Source organism: Aquipseudomonas alcaligenes (assembly GCF_003205495.1).
GTDB classification, from domain to species: domain Bacteria; phylum Pseudomonadota; class Gammaproteobacteria; order Pseudomonadales; family Pseudomonadaceae; genus Aquipseudomonas; species Aquipseudomonas alcaligenes_B.
Map to the genome: position 1 here is coordinate 245,396 of NZ_QJRX01000001.1, position 21,338 is coordinate 266,733.

Annotated in this window: 20 protein-coding genes; 9 read left to right on the forward strand and 11 right to left on the reverse strand. The window is 67.2% G+C overall.

Translation table 11 applies throughout. From position 1 onward, the window contains the following. Window positions 1-141 precede the first annotated feature (141 nt). The 3 genes from DMO17_RS01120 (at window position 142) to DMO17_RS01130 (ending at window position 3,287) form a co-directional block, all read left to right on the forward strand. Window positions 142-1,536, forward strand: a complete 1,395-nt coding sequence (locus tag DMO17_RS01120; RefSeq protein WP_110680473.1) for an FAD-binding oxidoreductase — start codon at window positions 142-144, stop codon at window positions 1,534-1,536. Window positions 1,537-1,602: 66 nt separating this feature from the next. Continuing rightward, complete coding sequence (locus DMO17_RS01125) at window positions 1,603-2,268, forward strand: fumarylacetoacetate hydrolase family protein (protein ID WP_110680765.1); 666 nt, start codon at window positions 1,603-1,605, stop codon at window positions 2,266-2,268. Window positions 2,269-2,357: 89 nt separating this feature from the next. Continuing rightward, window positions 2,358-3,287, forward strand: coding sequence for an SdiA-regulated domain-containing protein (locus DMO17_RS01130; RefSeq protein ID WP_110680474.1), 930 nt, complete (start codon window positions 2,358-2,360; stop codon window positions 3,285-3,287). 69 nt (window positions 3,288-3,356) lie between these two features. Here DMO17_RS01130 and DMO17_RS01135 read toward each other — a convergent pair whose 3' ends face one another. The 3 genes from DMO17_RS01135 to DMO17_RS01145 form a co-directional block, all read right to left on the reverse strand. Continuing rightward, complete coding sequence (locus tag DMO17_RS01135; protein WP_110680475.1) at window positions 3,357-4,391, reverse strand: histone deacetylase family protein; 1,035 nt, start codon at window positions 4,389-4,391, stop codon at window positions 3,357-3,359. A 315-nt stretch (window positions 4,392-4,706) separates the two neighbouring features. Further along, on the reverse strand, window positions 4,707-5,879 hold the full coding sequence (gene ubiM, locus DMO17_RS01140; protein WP_110680476.1) for a 5-demethoxyubiquinol-8 5-hydroxylase UbiM: 1,173 nt from the start codon (window positions 5,877-5,879) through the stop codon (window positions 4,707-4,709). A 77-nt stretch (window positions 5,880-5,956) separates the two neighbouring features. After that, window positions 5,957-6,940, reverse strand: coding sequence for an AraC family transcriptional regulator (locus DMO17_RS01145; RefSeq protein ID WP_258371056.1), 984 nt, complete (start codon window positions 6,938-6,940; stop codon window positions 5,957-5,959). Between the two features lie 148 nt (window positions 6,941-7,088). Between DMO17_RS01145 and DMO17_RS01150 the strand changes: the two genes are divergently transcribed. Then, the gene (locus tag DMO17_RS01150) at window positions 7,089-8,012 is read left to right on the forward strand and encodes an SdiA-regulated domain-containing protein (protein WP_110680478.1); all 924 of its coding nucleotides are present in this window, start codon (window positions 7,089-7,091) and stop codon (window positions 8,010-8,012) included. Here DMO17_RS01150 and DMO17_RS01155 read toward each other — a convergent pair whose 3' ends face one another. After that, a complete protein-coding gene (locus tag DMO17_RS01155) occupies window positions 8,013-8,792 on the reverse strand; it encodes an exodeoxyribonuclease III (protein ID WP_110680479.1) in 780 nt (259 codons plus the stop codon). It lies immediately after the preceding gene. 104 nt (window positions 8,793-8,896) lie between these two features. Here DMO17_RS01155 and pyrE point away from each other — a divergent pair, with 104 nt between their 5' ends. Together pyrE and DMO17_RS01165 are read left to right on the forward strand one after the other, a co-directional pair. Then, the gene (gene pyrE, locus DMO17_RS01160; protein WP_110680480.1) at window positions 8,897-9,538 is read left to right on the forward strand and encodes an orotate phosphoribosyltransferase; all 642 of its coding nucleotides are present in this window, start codon (window positions 8,897-8,899) and stop codon (window positions 9,536-9,538) included. 19 nt (window positions 9,539-9,557) lie between these two features. Then, the gene (locus DMO17_RS01165; RefSeq protein WP_181418708.1) at window positions 9,558-10,157 is read left to right on the forward strand and encodes a DUF4124 domain-containing protein; all 600 of its coding nucleotides are present in this window, start codon (window positions 9,558-9,560) and stop codon (window positions 10,155-10,157) included. 18 nt (window positions 10,158-10,175) lie between these two features. On the opposite strand, the gene argB is transcribed toward DMO17_RS01165, so the two are convergent. The 4 genes from argB to coaBC form a co-directional block, all read right to left on the reverse strand. Next, window positions 10,176-11,084 carry an acetylglutamate kinase gene (argB, locus tag DMO17_RS01170; RefSeq protein ID WP_110680481.1) on the reverse strand — a complete coding sequence of 303 codons (909 nt, stop codon included), beginning with the start codon at window positions 11,082-11,084 and terminating at the stop codon, window positions 10,176-10,178. Between the two features lie 23 nt (window positions 11,085-11,107). Continuing rightward, the gene (gene algC / locus DMO17_RS19790) at window positions 11,108-12,505 is read right to left on the reverse strand and encodes a phosphomannomutase/phosphoglucomutase (protein ID WP_220034062.1); all 1,398 of its coding nucleotides are present in this window, start codon (window positions 12,503-12,505) and stop codon (window positions 11,108-11,110) included. Window positions 12,506-13,697: 1,192 nt separating this feature from the next. Beyond that, window positions 13,698-14,153 carry a dUTP diphosphatase gene (dut, locus tag DMO17_RS01180; RefSeq protein WP_110680483.1) on the reverse strand — a complete coding sequence of 152 codons (456 nt, stop codon included), beginning with the start codon at window positions 14,151-14,153 and terminating at the stop codon, window positions 13,698-13,700. A gap of 23 nt (window positions 14,154-14,176) precedes the next feature. Beyond that, complete coding sequence (coaBC, locus tag DMO17_RS01185) at window positions 14,177-15,385, reverse strand: bifunctional phosphopantothenoylcysteine decarboxylase/phosphopantothenate--cysteine ligase CoaBC (RefSeq protein ID WP_110680484.1); 1,209 nt, start codon at window positions 15,383-15,385, stop codon at window positions 14,177-14,179. Between the two features lie 138 nt (window positions 15,386-15,523). Here coaBC and radC point away from each other — a divergent pair, with 138 nt between their 5' ends. Next, window positions 15,524-16,198 carry a RadC family protein gene (radC, locus tag DMO17_RS01190; RefSeq protein ID WP_110680485.1) on the forward strand — a complete coding sequence of 225 codons (675 nt, stop codon included), beginning with the start codon at window positions 15,524-15,526 and terminating at the stop codon, window positions 16,196-16,198. Here radC and DMO17_RS01195 read toward each other — a convergent pair. Beyond that, complete coding sequence (locus DMO17_RS01195; protein ID WP_110680486.1) at window positions 16,195-17,769, reverse strand: ABC transporter substrate-binding protein; 1,575 nt, start codon at window positions 17,767-17,769, stop codon at window positions 16,195-16,197. The two genes, radC and DMO17_RS01195, sit on opposite strands and share 4 nt — an antisense overlap. A gap of 321 nt (window positions 17,770-18,090) precedes the next feature. Between DMO17_RS01195 and rpmB the strand changes: the two genes are divergently transcribed. Together rpmB and rpmG are read left to right on the forward strand one after the other, a co-directional pair. Continuing rightward, window positions 18,091-18,327, forward strand: coding sequence for a 50S ribosomal protein L28 (gene rpmB / locus DMO17_RS01200; RefSeq protein WP_021702024.1), 237 nt, complete (start codon window positions 18,091-18,093; stop codon window positions 18,325-18,327). Window positions 18,328-18,337: 10 nt separating this feature from the next. Beyond that, on the forward strand, window positions 18,338-18,493 hold the full coding sequence (rpmG, locus tag DMO17_RS01205; RefSeq protein WP_021702025.1) for a 50S ribosomal protein L33: 156 nt from the start codon (window positions 18,338-18,340) through the stop codon (window positions 18,491-18,493). 60 nt (window positions 18,494-18,553) lie between these two features. Here the strand turns inward: rpmG and ptsP are convergent, their stop codons facing one another. Both ptsP and DMO17_RS01215 read right to left on the reverse strand, forming a co-directional pair. Beyond that, window positions 18,554-20,833: a phosphoenolpyruvate--protein phosphotransferase gene (gene ptsP / locus DMO17_RS01210; RefSeq protein ID WP_110680487.1), complete on the reverse strand. Its 2,280-nt coding sequence runs from the start codon at window positions 20,831-20,833 to the stop codon at window positions 18,554-18,556. Window positions 20,834-20,852: 19 nt separating this feature from the next. Next, entirely contained in the window at window positions 20,853-21,332 is a 480-nt protein-coding gene (locus tag DMO17_RS01215; protein WP_110680488.1) for an RNA pyrophosphohydrolase, read from the reverse strand. Window positions 21,333-21,338 lie beyond the last annotated feature (6 nt).

Here is a 21,338-nt window from a genome sequence, read left to right on the forward strand (position 1 = left end):
AGCGGCCGCGGCCGGGCCCGCGGATCGGCTCGGGGGCACGATTGGCGGGGTGCGTATGCTAGCATACGAGCCCCGCGAAACGCCCACCCCTGACCGATGAAGCGTTCTCAGGGTGACCATGAATCGTTTGAGAGTTCCCAGATGACCAATCCTGCCCTGATCGACGAGCTGAAGACCCTGGTGGAGCCCGGCAAGGTGCTGACCGATGCCGATTCCCTCAACGCCTACGGCAAGGATTGGACCAAGCACTTCGCCCCGGCGCCGTCCGCCATCGTCTTCCCCAAGACCATCGAGCAGGTGCAGGCCATCGTGCGCTGGGCCAACGCCCACAAGGTCGCCCTGGTGCCCTCCGGCGGCCGCACCGGCCTGTCCGCCGCCGCCGTGGCGGCCAACGGCGAGGTGGTGGTGGCGTTCGACTACATGAACCAGATCCTCGCCTTCAACGAGTACGACCGCACCGTGGTGTGCCAGCCGGGCGTGGTGACCAAGCAGCTGCAGCTGTTCGCCGAGGACAAGGGCCTGTACTACCCGGTGGACTTCGCCTCCTCCGGCTCCAGCCAGCTGGGCGGCAACATCGGCACCAATGCCGGCGGGATCAAGGTGATCCGCTACGGCATGACCCGCAACTGGGTGGCCGGCCTCAAGGTGGTCACCGGCACCGGCGAGCTGCTGGAGCTGAACCGCGACCTGATCAAGAACGCCACCGGCTACGACATGCGCCAGCTGTTCATCGGCGCCGAAGGCACCCTGGGCTTCGTCGTGGAAGCCACCATGCGCCTGGAGCGCGCGCCGAAGAATCTCACCGCGATGGTCCTCGGCACCCCGGACTTCGACTCGATCATGCCGGTGCTGCACGCCTTCCAGGGCAAGCTGGACCTGACCGCCTTCGAGTTCTTCTCCGACAAGGCGCTGGCCAAGATCCTGGCCCGCGGCGACGTGCCGCCGGCCTTCGACACCGACTGCCCGTTCTACGCCCTGCTGGAGTTCGAGGCGACCACCGAGGAAGTGGCCAACCAGGCCCTGGAGACCTTCGAGCACTGCGTCGAGCAGGGCTGGGTGCTGGACGGCGTGATGAGCCAGAGCCAGCAGCAGCTGGAGAACCTGTGGAAGCTGCGCGAGTACATCTCCGAGACCATCAGCCACTGGACCCCGTACAAGAACGACATCTCGGTCACCGTCGGCCAGGTGCCGGCCTTCCTGCACGACATCGACCGCATTGTCGGGGAGAACTACCCAGACTTCGAGGTGATCTGGTTCGGCCATATCGGCGACGGCAACCTGCACCTGAATATCCTCAAGCCGGAGAACCTGTCCAAGGACGAGTTCTTCGCCAAGTGCGCGATCGTCAACCAGTGGGTGTTCGAGACCGTACAGAAGTACAACGGCTCCATCTCCGCCGAGCACGGCGTGGGCATGACCAAGCGCGACTACCTGCACTACAGCCGCTCGGAAGCGGAGATCGGCTACATGAAGGCGATCAAGGCGGTGTTCGACCCGAACGGCATCATGAATCCTGGGAAAATTTTCCCCGTCTGAATCCGTAGGGCGGGTGAAACCCGCCAGGACAGCTTGCGGGTTTCACCCGCCCTACGAGGCATGAGCATGAGCTACCAGCACCAGTACATCGACGGCACCCCTATCCACTTCCCGCTGGGCAAGGTGGTCTGCGTCGGGCGCAACTATGCCGAGCACGCCGCCGAGCTGAACAACCCGATCCCCAGCGAGCCGCTGCTGTTCATCAAGCCCGGCAGCTGCACCGTGCCAATGGATGACGGCTTCGTCATTCCGCAGGAGCGCGGCGCCGTGCACTTCGAGGCGGAAATCGCCGTGCTGATCGGCAAGCCGCTGTCGAAGCAGCCGAGCGAAGAGGAAGTGCGCGACGCCATCTCCGGCTACGCCCCGGCCCTGGACCTGACCCTGCGTGACGTGCAGGCCAAGCTCAAGGAGAAGGGCCTGCCCTGGGAACTGGCCAAGAGCTTCGACGGTGCCTATGTACTGGCCCCCTTCGTCGCCGCGGACGCGGTGGAAGACGTGCGCGACATCGGCATCCGCCTGAGCATCGACGGCCAGCTGCGCCAGGACGGCAACAGCCGCGACATGCTCAACCCGATCATCCCGCTGATCCAGCACATCGCCGGCCACTTCAGCCTGCAACCGGGCGACGTGGTCTCCACCGGCACCCCGGCCGGCGTCAGCCCGCTGACCAGCGGCGAAAGCCTGGAGATCGAACTGGTCGGTCTGGCGCGTTTCGCCACTCGCGTCCTCTGAGAACACGCGGCGGACCATTCCGCCGCACTTCACAGAACTTTCACCCCTGCCAAGTAGTCTGAGAGGCTCGACCTCCCGAGCAGTATTCGATGCCTCTCGCCCTATCCCTGCCGCGCCGACGCCGCCTGACCCTGGCGTTGGTCATCGCCCTCGCCTGCACCGCCGCCCTGACCCGTTACCTGCACTGGGACGACCGTACCCTGCTCTGGCTCAAGGAGCAGCAGATGCCCGCCGCCGAGCGTGCCGCCAGCATCTGGCTGCCCGGCTACAGCGCCAGCATCGAGGGCAAGCCGCTGGCCGGCCTGGAGAACGACGAGGCCTCCGACCTGGCCTACAGCCCGCTCACCGGCACCCTGTTCACCGTCACCGGCAAGTTGCCGATGCTGGTCGAGCTGAGCCGCAGCGGCGAAGTGCTGCGGCGCATCGCCCTCAAGGGCTTCGCCAATCCGGAAGGTGTGGCCGTGCTGGAAAACGGCATGATCGCGCTGACCGACGAGCGCAAGCGCAACCTGTCGATCTTCGAGCTGGACCCGCAGACCCGCGAACTCGACCTGGCCGACGCCAAGCCCTTCGACCTGGGCTTCCCGGACGCCGGCAACAAGGGCTTCGAGGGCATCGCCTGGGACCCGGCGCAGCAGCGTCTGCTGCTGGGCAAGGAGCGCGCCCCCACCGCCATGTTCAGCCTGGGCAGCGACGGCCAGCGCCTGCTCGACCAGGAGCTGCGACCGCTGCCGAGCTACGGCCTGGGCATGCGCAACCTGTCGGCGCTCAGCGTCGACCCGCGCACCGGTCATATCCTCGCCCTTTCCGCCCAGTCGCGCCTGCTGCTGGAGCTGGACGAGAAGGGCGAGCCGGTCAGCTTCATCAGCCTGCTCGGCGGCCAGAGCGGCCTGGAAAGCCGCATCCCACGCGCCGAAGGCGTGGCCATGGACGAGGAAGGCACCATCTACATGGTCAGCGAGCCGAACCTGTTCTACGTGTTCCGCAAGGATGAGCCCTTCACCGCACCGCAAGGCTGAGCGTAGGGCGGGTGCAACCCGCGCGGCACATCGCTACGGAAGAGCCGCGGGTTTCGCCCGCCCTACGACTCAGCGCACGACGCTGTCGAAGCCCTGCAGTACGTTGATCGCGTTGATGCCGATCTCCTCCACCGCATAACCACCTTCCATCACGAACAGGGTCTGCAGACCCAGCGCGCCGATAACTTCGCCCATGCGCAGGTAGTCCGGGCTGTCCAGCTTGAACTGCGAGATCGGGTCTTCCTTGAAGGTATCCACCCCCAGCGAGACGATCAGCGCATCCGGCGCATAGGCGGCGATCTGCCGGCAGGCGGCGGCCAGCGCCAGGCTCCAGGCCGACCAGTCGCTGCCGGCGGCCAGCGGGTAGTTGAAGTTGAAGCCGCGACCGACGCCCTCGCCCTTCTCGTCGGCATAGCCGAGGAAGAACGGGTACTCGAAGCGCGGGTCGCCGTGAATCGAGGTGAACAGCACGTCGGCACGGTCGTAGAAGATGTCCTGGGTGCCGTTGCCGTGGTGATAGTCGACATCGAGGATGGCCACCCGGCTGGCGCCCTGGTCGAGCATGGCCTGGGCGGCGATGGCGGCGTTGTTGAAGTAGCAGTAGCCGCCCATGTAGTCGGCCGCAGCATGGTGGCCCGGCGGCCGGCACAGCGAGAACACCCCGCGCGCGCCCTTGGCCAGCTCGGCCTGACCAGTCAGTGCGACGTTCACCGAGCTGCTCACCGCCTGCCAGGTGCCGGCGGTGATCGGCACGCCAGCGTCGAAGCTGTAGTAGCCGAACTTGCCGTCGATGCAGTCCGGAATGGTCTGGCGCAGGCGGCGGTTGGGCCAGGTGAACGGCAGCATGTCGTAGTCGCGACCCAGGGCCTGCCATTCGGCCCAGGCATCCCTGAGAAAATGCACGAAGCCTTCGTCGTGCACCCGCAGGATCGGCGCCAGGCCGAACTCGCGCGGCGCCGCCACCTCGCCCAGCTTCACCTTCTGCGCCCGCGCCAGCACCATGTCGGCGCGGCTGGGTTTCTCGAAGCAGGGCGTGAGCTGGCCGTCGATCAGCTCGAACTTGCCGTGGTGCAGGTGATGGTCGTCGCTGTAGATCGTCAGCATGGGCGGCTCTCCGAAGGCATGTGGATCCGTGGACGTGCGGGGCGGACAGCCCTTTCCCGGCGGGACTGGGCCCCGGCCTGGTGGCTGCGCACTGCAGAGCCGAGATCGTCCCGCCATCCACAACTCAGGTATAACCAATTGTTTTTATTGGCAATTAATAGAAATCGAGGACCAGGGCCCTGGCATCGATTCTAGGCAGCGCGGCGCTTGCGACAGAACGATAGTTACGGACAAAAGGGGATAGATGTGGCCATCTTGCTCGGCAGGCGACCCCGCCGTAGCCCGGCACCCAGCCTTCCCCGATAGGCCTCGGGCTCAGGCCCGCGCCGTCAGGTGCCGGGCAATCCCCTTGCGCAGCGGCAACAGGCCCTGCGCCACGCGCAAGCCGGCCCCACGCAGCAGCCTCGCCGGCAGGCGGTCATCGGTGTAGACATCCACCAGCAGGTTGGTGGCCTGGTACAGCGGCCAGGTCGCCAGGCGCTGCTGGCGCTCGTAGCGCGACAGCAGCGCCGGGGTGGCTATGTCGTCACCGCGGGCCCTGGCGCCCAGTACGGCCGCACTGAGCCGCTGCACGCTGCCCAGGCCGAAGTTGAAGCCATGGGCGGTGACCGGGTGCATGCCGACGGCGGCATCGCCGATCAGCGCGCAGCGCGGGCCGACCAGCCTCTCGGCATAGGCACCGACCAGCGGGTAGGCGTGGCGCTCGCTGGCCAGGCGCATGGCGCCCAGGCGGCGCTCGAAACGGCGCTCCATCTCGCCGGCGAAGGTCGACTCGTCCAGCGCACGCAGGCGTTCGATCTCGCGCGGCGGCAGGGTCAGCACCACGGACGACTGCTCGCCGTTGAGCGGCAGCAGGGCCAGGGTCTGGCCGTAGCCGAACCACTCCCAGGCGGTCTGCCGGTGCGGTTTCTCATGGTCCATGCGGCACACCAGCATGGTCTTGCCGAAGTCCTTGAGCCGCGCGCCGATGCCCAGTTGGCGGCGGGTCTCGGAGAAGCGGCTGTCGGCGGCCACCAGCAGCCGGGTGCGCAACAGCTCGCCGCCCGCGAGTTCCAGCTCGACCTCGCGCTCACGGTGGCGGATGGCACGCACCGCGACCTCGCAGCGCAGCTGCACGTCGGTGCACTCGCGCACCGCGTCGTAGGAGGCACGGCGGATCGCGCGGTTGGCCACCAGCTGGCCGAGGCGTTCGGCGCCGGCCTGCTCGGCGCGGATCTGCAGGGCGAACAGCGACGGGCCGTTGAACACCTGGGCGTCGCGCAGCACGGCGACCTCCTCGGCCGGCAGGCGCTGCCACAGGCCGAGCTTCTCCAATAGCGCCTGCGAGGCCTGGGTCAGGGCGATCTCGCGGCCATCGAAGGCCGGGGCGGCCAGCGCGGTCTCGGCCTGGCGCTCCAGCAGGACGACCGACAGCCCCTGCCCGGACAGGGCGCGGGCCAGGCACAAGCCGGCCGGGCCGGCGCCGATGATGGCGACATCGTGGATCATGGAGAGCACTCCGCGCGGCACTTGGGATGCGCGCGAGTCTAGGGCCGGCGCCGCGGCCGGCCCTTGTCCCCGGTCAATCAGCGGCGCAGTTCGCTGGGCGCCAGGCCGCTCCAGCGCTGGAAGGCATGGCGGAAGCTGGCCGTCTCGCTGTAGCCGAGCTCTTCGGCGATCAGGTAGATCGGCTTGTCGGTATTGAGCAGCAGCTGGCGCGCCCTGTCGTAGCGCACCTCGTCGAGCAGGTGCTGGAAGCTGGTGTTGAGCTGCTGCAGGTGGCGGCGCAGGGTGCGCTCGGATCGGTGCAGGCGGGTGGCGACGCGCTCCAGGCTGGAACATTCGAGCAGGTTGCCGGCCAGCTGCTGGCGGATCAGGTCACGCAGGTCGTGGCGGCTGTGCAGCTGCGCCTCCAGCTGCATGCACTGCTGCAGGCCGTGCTGGTGGCTGACCGGGTCGGCCAGCGGCAGCGGCCGCTCGAGCAGCGCCGGGTTGAAGCACAGGGCGTTGCAGCCGGCGTCGAATTCCACCGGGCAGCCGAGCCTCTCGCCGTAGCTGGCGGCATGCGCCGGCGCCGGATAGGCCAGCAGCAGGCGGCGCGGGCGCACCGACTCGCCGAGCAGGTCCTGCACCACGGTGAGCAGCGAGGCCAGGCACAGTTCGGTGTTGAACAGGGTGAGGGCCGGGTCGTAGCGGTAGCCGCTGGCGCTCAGGCGCACCTCGTCGCCGCGCACCTGCAGGTCGAGCTGGAAATAGGTACCGAGCAGCGCCGGGTGGGCGATGGCCAGGCGCAGCGCCTCGCCGAGGTTGCGGCTGGCCAGCAGGGTGTAGCCGAGCATGCCGTAGGCCGAGACGTGCATGCGCTTGCCCAGCAGCAGGCCGAGGGCCGGGTCGGCGCTGGCGGCCAGGGCGTTGGCCAGCACGCGCAGCTCCTGGGCGTGGCTGACCAGGCGGGTCGGAGTCTGCAGATCCTCGCCGTGGATGCCGCTGCCCTCCAGCACCCGCTCGACCGCTACACCCATGCGTTGCAGCCCCTGCACGGCCAGGGCCACGGTATGCAAGGTGGTCATTACGCGCTCTTCCGGTAACACTGACATGACTGCCGTTTCCGTTGCGGTGGTATTCGGTAACTCGTCCGGCGGCCCGACTCGGCATTCTTAAGCTTGAATTCAGCTGCAGATGTTTTGCTGCAGCATCCCCCGAATCGGAAACTTCTTCATGCGCCGCCTGACCCAAGCTCGTGTCCTGCTGCCGACCCTGGCAGTGCTCGTCCTCCTGGCCCTGCTGGCGGTTGCCCAGCAGTGGCGCCTGCCCGAACGTGGCTGGTTCGCAGTGCAAGAATGGCGCCATGCCGCCGAGTGGCGCGACCGGTCGATCTGGCTGCCGGACTACCGCGCCAGCGTCCAGGCCCGGCCGATCGAAGGGCTGAGCGCCGATGTCTCGGCGCTGACCTACGACCCGGAGCGGCGCACCCTGTTCACCGTGACCAACAAGAACCCGCAGATCGTCGAGCTGTCGCTGGACGGCAGGATAGTGCGCCGGGTGCCCCTGGTAGGTTTCGGCGACCCGGAGGCCATCGAATACATCAGCCACGACCTCTACGTGATTACCGACGAGCGCCAGCAGCGCCTGTTCCGCGTGCACCTGGACGAGGACACCGAGTTCGTCGACGCCGCCGAGTCGGAGCAGCTGTCACTCGGCATCGGCCTGAACGGCAACAAGGGCTTCGAGGGCCTGGCCTACGACGCCGCGGGCCAGCGCCTGTTCGCCGCCAAGGAGCGCGACCCGGTGAGCATCTACGAGATCCACGGCTTCCCCCATACCAACCCGGACAAGCCCTTCGCCGTGCACGTGGTGGATGACCGCGAACGCGACGCCCGGCTGTTCGTGCGCGACCTGTCCAGCCTGCAGTACGACGAGGGCAGCGGTCACTTGCTGGCGCTGTCCGACGAGTCGCGCCTGGTGCTGGAGATCAATGCCGATGGCCGGCCGATCAGCAGCCTGTCGCTGCTGCGCGGCCAGCATGGTCTGGAGAGGAGCGTGCCACAGGCGGAGGGCGTGGCGATGGACGACCAGGGCCGCCTGTACCTGGTCAGCGAGCCCAACCTGTTCTACGTGTTCGAGAAGCAGGCCAGGCCCTGATCAGACGCTGAGCAGCCAGTCGTAGTCGACGATCAGCGGCGCGTGCTGGGAGAAGCGCGGCTGGCGCGGCAGCTTGGCGTTGCGCACCACGCGGCGCAGGCCGGGCGTGAGCAGCTGGTAGTCGAAGCGCCAGCCGAGGTTGAGCATCTCCGCCTGCTCGCTGTCCGGCCACCAGCTGTACTGGTCGCCTTCGCGGCTGACCTCGCGCAGGGCGTCGACATAGCCCATGTTGCCGATCACCTCATCCAGCCAGGCGCGCTCGGGCGCCAGGAAGCCCGGTAGCTGCTGGCAGTCGCGCCAGTTCTTCACGTCCAGCTTCTGGTGCGCCACGTACAGCGAACCGCAGTAGATGTACTCGCGGCGCTTGCGGCGCTGCTTGTCCAGGTAGCCGGTGAAGTCGTCGATGAACTTGAACTTGTGGTTCAGGCTCTCGTCGCCGCCCTGGCCGGACGGCAGCAACAGGGTGGCGATGCTCACCTTGTCGAAGTCGGCCTGCAGGTAGCGCCCGTAACGGTCGGCCATCTCGAAGCCGAGGCCGTGGATCACCGCCTTGGGCTGCAGGCGCGAGTAAAGCGCCACGCCACCCTGGGCCGGCACCTCGGCATCCGCCGCATAGAGAAAGTAGCCATCCAGCTGGTAGGCCGGATCGTCCAGTTCGAAGGAGGAGACTCTTGTATCCTGCAGGCAGATCACGTCGGCATTCTGGGCCTGCAGCCAGCTGAGCAAACCTCGCTCGACCGCGGCCTGAATACCATTCACGTTCACGCTGATGATCCGCATAAATGGCCCCCAAAAACACCAGCATGTATGATACCCGAGCTCATTCCCATTAGCTAAATTCATGGGGCCCGAACCCCATAAATCCGTGCCGTGCGGGGCTTTTCATGCAGGCGTACCAACGCGAATTCATTCGTTTTGCCATCGAGCGCGGCGTGCTGCGCTTCGGTGAGTTCACCCTCAAGTCCGGGCGCACCAGCCCCTACTTCTTCAATGCCGGCCTGTTCAACAGCGGCCTGGCGCTGGCCAAGCTGGGACGTTTCTACGCCTCGGCGCTGGTCGACTCCAGCATCGACTTCGATGTGCTGTTCGGCCCGGCCTACAAGGGCATTCCGCTGGCGGCAGCCACCGCCGTGGCCCTGGCCGAGCAGCACGAACGTGACCTGCCCTGGTGCTTCAACCGCAAGGAAGCCAAGGACCATGGCGAGGGCGGCACCCTGGTCGGCGCGCCGCTGGCCGGGCGGGTGATGATAGTCGACGACGTGATCACCGCCGGCACCGCGATCCGCGAGGTCATGCAGATCATCCAGGCCCAGGGCGCCCAGGCGGCCGGCGTACTGATCGCGCTGAACCGCCAGGAGCGCGGCCAGGGCGAGCTGTCGGCGATCCAGGAAGTGGAACGCGACTACGGCATGCCGGTGGTCAGTATTGTGTCGCTGGAGCAGGTGCTGGATTATCTGGCCGGCGATGCCGAACTGAAGAAACACCTGCCGGCGGTGGAGGCCTACCGCGCGCAGTACGGTATCTGAACCAAACAAGGGAACGTCCATGCGCACAACGGTCGCACTCGCAATCCTGGCCATGACCTCGGCCATCCAAGTCGCCCAGGCCGCCGGCAGTGGCACGGCCGTCGAGTACTACCGCTACCAGGACGACAAGGGGCAGGTGGTGCTGAGCCGCCAGGGCGTACCCCCGGAACATATCTCCAGGGGCTACCAGGTGCTCGACGACAAGGGCAGGATACTGCGCGAGGTGGCACCGGCGCCCAGCCTGGAAGAACGCCAGCGCCTGGCCGAGGAGAAAGCCAGGGCCAGCTCCGACGCCCAGCTGCTGCGCATCTACTCGGAGCCGAAGGACGTCGACCGCGCCCGCGACCGCAAGCTGGCCGAGCTGGACGGCCTGATCAGCGTGGCGCAGAGCAACCTGCACTCGCTGCGCACCCAGCAGGCCAACCTGCAGGCCAAGGCCGCCGAGTTCGAGCGCGCCGGCCGCGAGGTGCCCGAGCACCTGCTGGTGCAGATCGACAACATCAAGGCCGAGCAGGCCGGGGTGGAAAAGGACATCCAGCGCTATCGCGACAACCGCACGGCCGCCGAGGCGACCTTCGCCGCCGACCGCGCGCGCCTGGTCAAGCTGCGCGGCGAGTGACCCCGCCGCGCTGCGCCATCAGTGATGGCGCTTGCGATTGGTGATCAGGGTGCCGACGCCGCTGTCGGTGAAGATTTCCAGCAGCACCGCGTTGGGCACCCGGCCATCGATGATGTGCGCGCTGGTCACGCCACCCTGCACCGCCTCCAGGGCACAGCGAATCTTCGGCAGCATGCCGCCGTAGATGGTGCCGTCGGCGATCAGCGCATCCACCTGCTCGGTGGTCAGGCCGGTCAACACCTCACCCTGCTTGTCCATCAGGCCGGCGATGTTGGTCAGCAGCATCAGCTTCTCCGCCTTCAGCGCCTCGGCCACCTTGCCGGCCACCAGGTCGGCGTTGATGTTGTACGACTCGCCGTTGGCACCGACGCCGATCGGCGCGATCACCGGGATGAAGTCGCCCTTGACCAGCATGTTGAGCAGCTCGGTATTGACCCCGACCACCTCGCCTACATGACCGATGTCGATGATCTCCGGCTGGGTCATCTCCGGGGTCTGGCGGGTCACGGTGAGCTTCTTGGCGCGGATCAGCTCCGCGTCCTTGCCGGTCAGGCCGATGGCGCTGCCGCCGTGGCGGTTGATCAGGTTGACGATGTCCTTGTTGACCTGGCCGCCGAGGACCATCTCCACCACGTCCATGGTCTGTGCGTCGGTGACGCGCATGCCGTCGATGAAGTGGCTTTCAATGCTGAGCCTCTTGAGCAGATCGCCGATCTGCGGGCCACCGCCATGCACCACCACCGGGTTAATGCCGACTGCCTTCATCAGCACGATGTCGCGGGCGAAGCCTTCCTTCAGCTCGTCGCTCTCCATGGCGTTGCCGCCGTACTTGATCACCAGGGTCTTGCCGACGAAGCGACGGATATAGGGCAGCGCTTCGGACAGGACCTTGGCGACTTGAGTGGCGGCATCACGGTTGAGGGTCATGGCGAAACGAACTCCGGGGCAGATCAGAACGGCAGGTTGAGGTCAGGGGCGACGTTGTACAGCTGGGCGCGGAACACTTCCTTGATGCGATAGAGCTCCTCCTCGCTCTCCGCCTCGAAGCGCAGCACCAGCACCGGCGTGGTGTTGGAGGCGCGCACCAGGCCCCAGCCCTTGGGGTAGTCGACACGCACGCCGTCCAGGGTGGTCAGGTTGGCCTCGCCCCACACGCCGTCGCGCTGCAGGCGGTCGATCAGGCGGAACTTGTTCTCGTCGGTGACGGTGACGTTGATTTCCGGCGTGGAAATGTCCAGCGGGAAGGCGGCGAACACCTGCTCGGCGTCGCGGCGGTCCTGGCTGAGGATTTCCAGCAGGCGCGCGGCGCTGTAGATGCCGTCGTCGAAACCGAACCAGCGCTCCTTGAAGAACACGTGGCCGCTCATCTCGCCGGCGAGCAGGGCGCCGGTCTCCTTCATCTTCTTCTTGATCAGCGAATGGCCGGTCTTCCACATCACCGGGCGGCCGCCGTAGCCGCTGATCAGCGCACCCAGGCGGCGGGTGCACTTGACGTCGTAGATGATGTCGGCGCCCGGGTTGCGCGATACCACGTCCTTGGCGAACAGCATCATCAGGCGGTCCGGATAGACGATGGTGCCCTTGTTGGTCACCACGCCGACGCGATCGCCGTCGCCGTCGAAGGCCAGGCCCAGGTCGGCGCCCTCGGCCTTCACCCGGGCGATCAGGTCTTCCAGGTTCTCCGGCTTGCCCGGATCCGGATGGTGGTTGGGGAAGGTGCCGTCCACCTCGCAGTACAGCGGGATCACACTGCAGCCCAGGGCCTCGATCAGACGCGGGGCGATGACCCCGGCGACGCCGTTGCCGCAGTCGACCACCACCCGCATCGGCTTGGCCATGGCGATATCGTCGCGGATCTGGGCGAAGTAGCGGTCAAGGATGTCGATTTGCTCGACACTGCCGACGCCGCTGACCAGGTCGTTGTTGTCGATGCGCGCCTTGAGCGCCTGGATCTGCTCGTTGGCCTGGGTATCGCCGGCGATGACGATCTTGAAGCCGTTGTAGTCCGGCGGGTTATGGCTGCCGGTCAGCATCACCCCGGACTTGCCCTCCAGCACATGGGTGGCGAAGTACAGCACCGGGGTCGGCACCATGCCGATGTCGGTGACCTGGCAGCCGCAGTCCAGCAGCCCCTGGATCAGCTGCTGCACCAGCTGCGGGCCGGACAGGCGACCGTCGCGGCCGACGGCCACGTTCGGCTCGCCCATGGCCAGGCTCTGCGAGCCGATGGCGCGACCGATCCAGTAGGCGGCTTCGGGGGTGAGGGTGTCACCGACCACGCCACGGATGTCATAGGCGCGGAAGATGCTGGCGGGGAGTTTGGGCGGGTTCTGCACGGTACTTTCCATTACGGCGGGTTGGTCGAGGCCCAGGAGATCCTGGTCCTCGTCGAGAATGTCGATGTCCAGGATATCGGTGGCCTGGAACACCGGGTCAGCCGGTTGCGCACTGCGCGCCGCTGCCGGCGCCACCGCGACCGGCGTTTCCTGGCGTGGCCGCGGCAGGCGCGCCAGGCTCTGCGCCAGGCCATCGAGCGCGGCGAAATGCAGGCTGAAGGACTTGACCGACTTGCCGGCTGCCAGTTCCTGCAACATGCCGGCGAGCTGCTGCACATCGCCACGCAGGCGGGCGAGCAGATGGTTACGGGTCAGCACCAGGCCGAGCAGGGCGCCGGCCAGGCCGAGCAGAGCCGCAATGCCGAGAACCAGAGGCGACAGCGGCATACCCTGCAGCGCCGGGCCGGGCTGCAGCGTCAGCTGCCAGTTGGGGTTGTCGACCGCGAACTGCTGCGGCTCACCGTCTGCCGCCGGCGTACCGCGCTGCAGCAGGGGCTGCGCGGCGCCGCTGGCGAACTGCTGGAGCAGCTGCACCTGGCCGGCATCGGCGGGCAGCGCCGGCAGGGCAGCCAGCAGGCGATCAAGCTCGACCACCAGCAGCAGGGTGCCCTGCAACGTCTCGCTGCCCGGGCTACGCAGGGGCGCGACGCTGTAGACCAGCCAGCGCTCGGCGATCTTGTAAGCCTCCACGGCAGGCGTCTGGCCATTTTCCAGGCGCCGGATCATGTCCAGCGCGGCGAAGTTCATCGGCCCGCTGCGTCCCACATCCAGGGCCGCGCGCCCCGGCAGGTTGAGGTGCGCATCGACCACCCCCTGCCAGTGCAGCAGGCTGCGCTCGGCGGCGCCGATCAGGTTGCGATCGCCACTCTGCAGGGCGGCGAGCAGGGCCGGGTTGGCCGCGGCCGCCTGGGTGTCGGCACGCAGCTGGCGCTGGGCCTGCTGCAGGGCGCCGGCCTGGCCGGCGCCCCAGGCCTCGATCAGCTGCTGGCGCTGCTGCTGGGCGCTGCCGCTGAGATTGAAGCCGATCAGGGCGGCGGCCAGCAGCAGGCCGCCCAGCACGGCGATGGCCCCCGGCAGCAGCGCCTGCGAGTCGTTGCCGGGACGCACGGGCTTGGCCGGGGCGACGGAAATCGGTTGGTCGGTATCCTTGGCGGTACGTTTGAACAGTTTCACGCAGCGTCTCCCTGGCGGTTCATGCCCTGACTCAGTGGCTACCCGAATGCCCGAAACCACCGGCTCCGCGCTGGCTGGCGTCGAACTCCTCGACCAGCTCGAAGTGCGCCTGCACCACCGGCACCAGCACCAGCTGGGCGATGCGCTCGCCGACGGCGATGGTGAAGGGCGTCTGCCCGCGGTTCCAGCAGGACACCATCAACTCGCCCTGGTAGTCCGAGTCGATCAGACCGACCAGGTTGCCGAGCACGATGCCGTGCTTATGGCCGAGCCCCGAGCGCGGCAGGATCAGCGCAGCCAGGCCGGGATCACCGATATAAATGGACAGACCGGTGGGGATCAACAGCGTCTGGCCCGGCTCGAGGACGCTGTCCTCCTTGAGCATGGCGCGCAGGTCGAGGCCGGCGGAGCCGGGAGTGGCATACTGCGGCAGGGGAAAATCGCTGCCCAGGCGCGGGTCGAGAATCTTGGCTTGCAGAGCGTGCATGACGGGTTCCGTAGACGAATGAATCAGGCGCGGTTCAGGCGCTCGGCGATGAAGGCCACCAGCTGGCGGGCGATCTTGCTCTTGCTGGTCTGGGCGAAGGCGCTGGCCTGCAACTCGCGATCGATCACGGTGATGGCGTTCTCTTCGCTGTTGAAACCGATGGTCGGGTTGGCCACGTCGTTGGCGACAATCAGGTCGAGGTTCTTGTCCTTCAGCTTGCGCGCAGCATAGTCGAGCAGATTCTCGGTTTCTGCGGCGAAGCCCACGCTGAAGGGACGATCTGCGCGGCCGGCGATAGTGGCGAGGATGTCCGGGTTGCGCACCAGCTGCAGAAGCAGGCCTTCACCGCTGCTAGGGTCCTTCTTCATCTTCTGGGTGGCCACCACTTCCGGGCGGTAGTCGGCGACGGCGGCGGAGGCGATGAACAGGTCACAGGGCATGGCGGCCTCGCAGGCGGCGAGCATGTCGCGGGCGCTGACCACGTCGATGCGGTTGACCCGGTCGGGTGTCGGCAGGTGCACCGGGCCGGTCACCAGGGTCACCCTGGCGCCGGCCTCCACGGCCGCTTCGGCCAGGGCGAAGCCCATCTTGCCGGAGCTGTGGTTGGTGATGTAGCGCACCGGGTCGATGTTTTCCTGGGTCGGCCCGGCGGTGATCAGCACGTGCTTGCCGGTCAGCGCCTGCCACTGGAAGCAATCGGCGGCGCGCTGGGCCAACTCGTCGGCCTCGAGCATGCGGCCGGGGCCGACGTCGCCGCAGGCCTGGCTGCCGGCAGCCGGGCCGAACAGGTGCAGGCCGCGCTGGACGAGGAGTTCGGCGTTGGCCTGGGTGGCGGGGTCGCGCCACATGGCCTGGTTCATCGCCGGGGCCAGGGCGACCTGGGCGTCGGTGGCCAGCACCAGGGTGGTCAGCAGATCGTCGGCCACGCCCTGGGCCAGGCGCGCCATGATGTCGGCGGTGGCCGGGGCGATCAGCACCAGGTCGGCCCACTTGGCCAGCTCGATATGGCCCATGGCGGCTTCGGCGGCCGGGTCGAGCAGGTCGAGGTGCACCGGATGGCCGGACAGCGCCTGCAGGGTCAGCGGGGTGATGAACTCGCGGCCGCCACGGGTCATCACCACCCGTACTTCGGCGCCCTGGTCGCGCAGGCGACGGACCAGCTCCGCGCTCTTGTAGGCGGCGATGCCGCCGCCGACACCCAGGACGATGCGTTTCCGATACAGCCGCTGCATAGGCCTGCCTTTAATAATGTGGTGTGGATAGCAGCGCGGCGGCGACACCTCCCCAGGCCGGTCACCGCGCCAAAAAAGCCGGGCTAAGATAGCACAGGGCCTGCGCCGGAACAGCGGGCCGACGGACAGGGAGATGTCATGAGCATACGCGACTGGCCCGCGGCGGAGCGCCCGCGGGAGAAACTGCTGGAGCTGGGGGCGGCGGCGCTGAGCGACGCCGAGCTGCTGGCGATCTTCCTGCGCACCGGCGTGGCCGGACAGAGCGCGGTGGACCTGGCCCGCCACCTGCTGGTCGATTTCGGCAGCCTGCGCGCGCTGCTGGAGGCCGACCTGGGTTCCTTCAGCCAGCGCCTGGGCCTCGGCCCGGCCAAGTTCGCCCAGCTGCAGGCGGTGCTGGAGATGGGCCGCCGTCATCTGGCCGAGCGGCTGCGCCGGGATTCCGCGCTGGAAAGCCCACAGGCGGTGCGCGACTACCTCAAGGCGCGCCTGCGCCACGAGCCACACGAGGTGTTCGGCTGCCTGTTCCTCGATGCCAAGCACCGGGTGATCTGCTTCGAGGCGCTGTTCTTCGGCTCCATCGACGGCGCCAGCGTCTACCCGCGCCAGGTGGTCAAGCGCGCGCTGTTCCACAACGCGGCCGCTGCCATCCTGGTGCACAACCATCCGTCAGGGGTGGCCGAGCCCAGCCAGGCTGATCGCCAGCTGACCGAGCGACTCAAGGAGGCGCTCGGCCTGATCGAGGTGCGTGTGCTCGACCACTTCATCGTCGGTGACGGCGAGCCGTTGTCGATGGCCGAGTTCGGCTGGGTCTAGTCCAGTCGCACCTTGGCGAAATCCTGGCGACCGAACGGGCTGACCTGATAGCCGCTGACCTTGTCGCTGTGCAGGGCAAAGGCGGTGGGGTGCGCCAGCGGCAACCACAGTGCCTGTTGCTGGATCAGCGTTTGCGCCTGCTGGTACAGGGCGCTGCGCTGCTCCTGGGCACTGACAGCCTTGCCCTCGGCGATCAGCCGGTCCAGCTGCGGGTCGCAGTAGCGCGCGAAGTTCAGCCCGGATTGCACCGAGGCGCAGGCGAATTGTGGGGTGAGGAAGTTGTCCGGGTCACCGTTGTCGCCGGCCCAGCCCATGAACAGCAGGTCGTGCTCGCCGGCCTTGGCGCGGCGGATCAGCTCGCCCCATTCGATCACGCGGATTTCGGCCTGGATGCCGACCTTGGCCAGGTCGGCCTGCAGCAGCTGGGCACCGAGGGTCGGGTTGGGATTCAGCAGGCTGCCGGAGGGGCGGGTCCAGATGGTGGTCTCGAAGCCATCCGCCAGGCCGGCCTCGGCCAGCAGCGCGCGGGCCTTGGCCGGATCGTGGGCATAGCCGGGCAGGTCCTTGGCATGGCTCCAGGTGTTTGGCGGGTAGGGGCCGCTGGCCGGGGTGGCGCTGCCCTCGAATACGGCCTGGAGGTAGCTGGCCTTGTCGAAGGCCAGGTTGATCGCCTGGCGCACCTGCGGCTTGTCCAGCGGCGGGTGCTGGCTGTTGAGGACAACGAAGGCGGTCATGAACGCCGGCGTCTCGCTCACTTTCAGCTTCGACTCCTGGCGCGCCCCCTGCACGTCCAGCGGCTTGGGCGACAGGGCAATCTGGCATTCGCCGCGCTTGAGCTTCTGCAGACGCACATTGGCGTCGGGGGTGATGGCGAACACCAGGCCGTCGATGGCCGGCTTGCCGGCGAAGTAGTCGGGGTTGGTCGCGTAGCGGATCACCGCGTCCTTCTGGAAGCGCTTGAGCACGAAGGGCCCGGTGCCGACCGGCTGGCTGTTGAGTTGCTCCGGCGTGCCGGCGGCCAGCAGCTTGTCGGCATATTCCGCCGAGTAGATGGAGGCGAAACCCATGCTCAGGGTGGCGAGGAAGGTGGCGTCCGGGCGCTTGAGCACGAAGCGCACGCTCAGCGGCGTCGGCGCCTCGATGCGCTCAATCAGTGCCGGCCACTGCATGGACTGGGCGTGCGGATAGCCGCTGGCGGCGACCTGGTGCCAGGGGTGGGCCGGGTCGAGCATGCGGCGGAAGCTGAACAGCACGTCGTCGGCGTTAAGTTCGCGGCTCGGGGCGAACCACTCGGTGCGCTGGAACTTCACCCCGGGGCGCAGCTGGAAGGTCCAGCTCAGGCCGTCGTCGGACACCTCCCAGCGCTCGGCCAGGCTGGGCACCAGCTGGCCGGCCGCGGCGTCGTAGTCGACCAGGCGGTTCATCAGCACGTCGGCCGAGGCGTTGGTGGTGGTCAGCGAGTTGTACTGCACCACGTCGAAACCATCCGGACTGGCTTCGGTACAGACGCTGAGCACGGCGGCCTGGCTCAGCAGGGGCACGAGCAGCAGGGGCAGGGCGGCAAGACGCATCGCGGTTCCTCCGATCGACAAGAACCCAACCCTAGACCATGGGCGCGAGAGCGACAACGAATTCCGGCGACGAGCGGTCATGCCCCCGCCGCTGCGAGGCTGCGCCGCTCCTGGCCGGCAGCGGCGCAGCCCGGCCCTGGCAATCCTTGCGAGCGACCTGCTGTTCTGGTATAAAGCAGCGCTCTTTTCTAGGGGCCCGGTCCTGCGGCAACGCAAAACACCGGTAAGACCCCGAGAAACGCGGCGCTGAGCGCCAAATGACTATTGAGTTCAAGCGGCCAACCCATGCCGGGTTGGGCATGTGGTTTAGAGGGCTGAGGCATGTCGAGAGTCTGTCAAGTTACCGGTAAGGGTCCGGTAACCGGGAACAACGTTTCCCACGCTAACAACAAAACCCGTCGTCGTTTTCTGCCGAACCTGCAGCATCATCGCTTCTGGGTCGAGTCCGAGAAGCGCTTCGTGCGTCTGCGCGTTTCCGCCAAGGGCATGCGCATCATCGACAAGCGCGGCATCGACGTAGTGCTGTCCGAGCTGCGCGCTCGCGGCGAAAAGGTTTAAGGAGCTAATCATGCGTGAACTGATCCGTTTGGTGTCCAGCGCCGGTACCGGCCACTTCTACACCACCGACAAGAACAAGCGCACCACTCCGGACAAGATCGAGATCAAGAAATACGATCCGGTCGTCCGTAAGCACGTGACCTACAAGGAAGCCAAGATCAAGTAATTGATCCGGCCCTTGCGAAAAAACCCGCCAATCGGCGGGTTTTTTCATTTCCAGCGATCCTCAACTCTGGATGGTCGCCGCCGGATTGATCACCCGCCCCAGACCCAGGTTACGCAGAGCCAGGTGCAGGGTGCTGTGGATGACCTGCGGGCTGTCGATGGTCATCAGCTGGCCGAGCAGCTCGCGCGCCTTGCTAGAGCTGATCTGGCGCAGCAGCCACTTCACCTTGGGCAGGTTGGTGGCGTTCATTGACAGGCTGTCGAAGCCCATGGCCAGCAGCAGCACGGCCGCGGCCGGGTCCCCGGCCATCTCGCCGCAGATGCTCACCGGCTTGCCTTCGGCGTGGGCGCCGTCGACCACCAGCTTGAGCGCGTGCAGCACGGCCGGGTGGAGGAAGTCGTAGAGGTCGGCAACCCGCGGGTTGTTGCGATCCACCGCCAGCAGGTACTGGGTCAGGTCGTTGGAGCCGACCGAGATGAAGTCGACCTGGCGCGACAGCTCGCGGATCTGGTAGACGGCAGCGGGAATCTCGATCATCACACCCACCGGCGGCATGGGGATGTCCACGCCCTCGTCGCGCACCTCGCCCCAGGCGCGGTGGATCAGGTGCAGCGCCTCCTCCATCTCCTGCATGCCGGAAATCATCGGCAGGAGGATGCGCAGGTTGTTCAGGCCTTCGCTGGCCTTGAGCATGGCGCGCACCTGGACCAGGAAGATCTCCGGGTGGTCGAGGGTGATGCGGATGCCGCGCCAGCCGAGGAAGGGGTTCTCTTCCTTGATCGGGAAGTAGCTCAGCGCCTTGTCACCACCGATGTCCAGGGTGCGCATGGTCACCGGCAGCGGATGGAAGGCGGCCAGCTGCTCGCGGTAGGTGGCCAGCTGCTCCTTCTCGCTGGGAAAGCGCTCGCCGTTCATAAACGGCACTTCGGTGCGGTACAGGCCGACACCCTCGGCGCCGCGCTCCTGGGCGCGCTTCACGTCGGCCAGCAGGCCGGTGTTGACCCACAGCGGCAGGCGCTGGCCGTCCAGGGTCTCGCACGGCAGTTCGCGCAGGGCGTCGAGGCCCTGGGCCAGCTGGCGCTCCTCCTCGACCACCTCGGCGTACTGCTTGCGCAGCAGCTCGCTGGGGTTGGTGAAGACCTCGCCGTGGTAGCCGTCGACGATCAGCTCGATGCCGTCGACCTTGGAATAGGGCAGATCGACCACCCCCATGACCGTGGGGATACCCATGGCCCGGGCGAGGATGGCCACGTGCGAGTTGCCCGAGCCGGTGACCGAGACCAGGCCGACCAGCTTGCCTTCCGGCACCTGGCCGAGCATGGCCGGCGACAACTCCTCGCTGACCAGGATGCTGTTGTCCGGGTACACTAGGTTCTGCTTGCGCTCTTCCTGCAGGTAGGCGAGCAGGCGCCGGCCGAGGTCGCGCACGTCGCTGGCGCGCTCGCGCAGGTAGGCGTCGTCCATCAGCTCGAAGCGCGACACGTGCTCGGTGACCACCTGGCGCAGGGCGCCCTGGGCCCACTGGCCGGTCTGGATGACCTTGCGCACCTCGCCGCCGAGCGCCGCGTCGTCGAGCATCATGCGGTAGACCTCGAACAGCGCCAGTTCCTCCTTGCGCAGCTGGCTGGCGAGCTTCTCGGACAGCTCCTGCATGTCCTCGCGCACCCACTCCAGGGCCTTGCCGAACAGCGCCAGCTCGGCCTCGATGTCGTCCACGGACTTGTCCGGCACCACGTTGAGGTCGGCCGGTGGCAGCACCACCACAGCGCTGCCCACGGCCGCGCCGGGCGAGCCAGGCACGCCGACGAAGCGCGCCTCCTGGATGCCCTTGCCCTGCTTGCCCAGGCCACGGATCGAACCGGTGGCCTCGGCGTGGGCAATCACCCCGGCGAGCTGGGCACTCATGGTGACCAGGAAGGCTTCCTCGCCCTCGTCGAACTGGCGACGCTCCTTCTGCTGCACCACCAGCACGCCCATCACCCGACGGTGGTGGATGATCGGCGCACCGAGGAAGGAGGCGTAACGCTCCTCGCCGGTCTCGGGGAAGTACATGTAGCGCGGGTGCTCGGAGGCGTGCTCGAGGTTGAGCGGCTCCTCGCGGGTGCCGACCAGGCCGACCAGGCCCTCGTTGGGCGCCATGCTGACCTTGCCGATGGAGCGCTTGTTGAGGCCGTCGGTGGCCATCAGCACGAAGCGGTTGCTGTCCGGGTCGAGCAGGTAGACCGAGCAGACCTGGCTGCCCATGGCCTCCTTCACCCGCTGCACGATGATCGTCAGCGCCGCCTTGAGGTCCTTGGCGGCGTTTACTTCCTGGACGATCTTGCGCAGGGTGTTGAGCATGGCTCGCACTCGAACTCCGTCAGTCGCGCGCCAGCAGGCGCGGGGCTAATTCCTTGAGCGCGCGGCGGTAGACCTCGCGCTTGAACGTGACCACCTGGTTCAGCGGGTACCAGTAACTCACCCAGCGCCAGCCATCGAACTCCGGCTTGCCGGTCAGGTCCATGCGCACCCGGCTCTCGTCGCTGGTCAGGCGCAGCAGGAACCATTTCTGCTTCTGCCCGATGCACAGCGGCTGGCTGTGCGTGCGCACCAGGCGCTGGGGCAGACGATAACGCAACCAGCCGCGGGTGCAGGCGAGAATCTTCACATCCTGCTGCTCCAGGCCGACTTCTTCATTCAGCTCGCGGTACAGGGCCTGCTCGGCCGACTCGCTGGGATTGATGCCGCCCTGGGGAAACTGCCAGGCGTCCTGGTTGATCCGCCGAGCCCAGAGCACCTGGCCGACATCATTGGTCAGGATGATGCCGACATTAGGGCGAAAACCATCGGAATCGATCACGGCACA

Coding starts and splice junctions, on each gene's coding strand:
- DMO17_RS01150 (WP_110680478.1), top strand. CDS start 7,089: ATGCGCCGCCTGACCCAAGCTCGTGTCCTGCTGCCGACCCTGGCAGTG.
- DMO17_RS01130 (WP_110680474.1), top strand. CDS start 2,358: ATGCCTCTCGCCCTATCCCTGCCGCGCCGACGCCGCCTGACCCTGGCG.
- ptsP (WP_110680487.1), bottom strand. CDS start 20,833: ATGCTCAACACCCTGCGCAAGATCGTCCAGGAAGTAAACGCCGCCAAG.
- coaBC (WP_110680484.1), bottom strand. CDS start 15,385: ATGCAGCGGCTGTATCGGAAACGCATCGTCCTGGGTGTCGGCGGCGGC.
- DMO17_RS01195 (WP_110680486.1), bottom strand. CDS start 17,769: ATGCGTCTTGCCGCCCTGCCCCTGCTGCTCGTGCCCCTGCTGAGCCAG.
- rpmG (WP_021702025.1), top strand. CDS start 18,338: ATGCGTGAACTGATCCGTTTGGTGTCCAGCGCCGGTACCGGCCACTTC.
- argB (WP_110680481.1), bottom strand. CDS start 11,084: ATGACCCTCAACCGTGATGCCGCCACTCAAGTCGCCAAGGTCCTGTCC.
- ubiM (WP_110680476.1), bottom strand. CDS start 5,879: ATGATCCACGATGTCGCCATCATCGGCGCCGGCCCGGCCGGCTTGTGC.
- DMO17_RS01120 (WP_110680473.1), top strand. CDS start 142: ATGACCAATCCTGCCCTGATCGACGAGCTGAAGACCCTGGTGGAGCCC.
- DMO17_RS01155 (WP_110680479.1), bottom strand. CDS start 8,792: ATGCGGATCATCAGCGTGAACGTGAATGGTATTCAGGCCGCGGTCGAG.
- rpmB (WP_021702024.1), top strand. CDS start 18,091: ATGTCGAGAGTCTGTCAAGTTACCGGTAAGGGTCCGGTAACCGGGAAC.
- DMO17_RS01135 (WP_110680475.1), bottom strand. CDS start 4,391: ATGCTGACGATCTACAGCGACGACCATCACCTGCACCACGGCAAGTTC.
- dut (WP_110680483.1), bottom strand. CDS start 14,153: ATGCACGCTCTGCAAGCCAAGATTCTCGACCCGCGCCTGGGCAGCGAT.
- DMO17_RS01165 (WP_181418708.1), top strand. CDS start 9,558: ATGCGCACAACGGTCGCACTCGCAATCCTGGCCATGACCTCGGCCATC.
- algC (WP_220034062.1), bottom strand. CDS start 12,505: ATGGAAAGTACCGTGCAGAACCCGCCCAAACTCCCCGCCAGCATCTTC.
- radC (WP_110680485.1), top strand. CDS start 15,524: ATGAGCATACGCGACTGGCCCGCGGCGGAGCGCCCGCGGGAGAAACTG.
- DMO17_RS01145 (WP_258371056.1), bottom strand. CDS start 6,940: ATGACCACCTTGCATACCGTGGCCCTGGCCGTGCAGGGGCTGCAACGC.
- pyrE (WP_110680480.1), top strand. CDS start 8,897: ATGCAGGCGTACCAACGCGAATTCATTCGTTTTGCCATCGAGCGCGGC.
- DMO17_RS01125 (WP_110680765.1), top strand. CDS start 1,603: ATGAGCTACCAGCACCAGTACATCGACGGCACCCCTATCCACTTCCCG.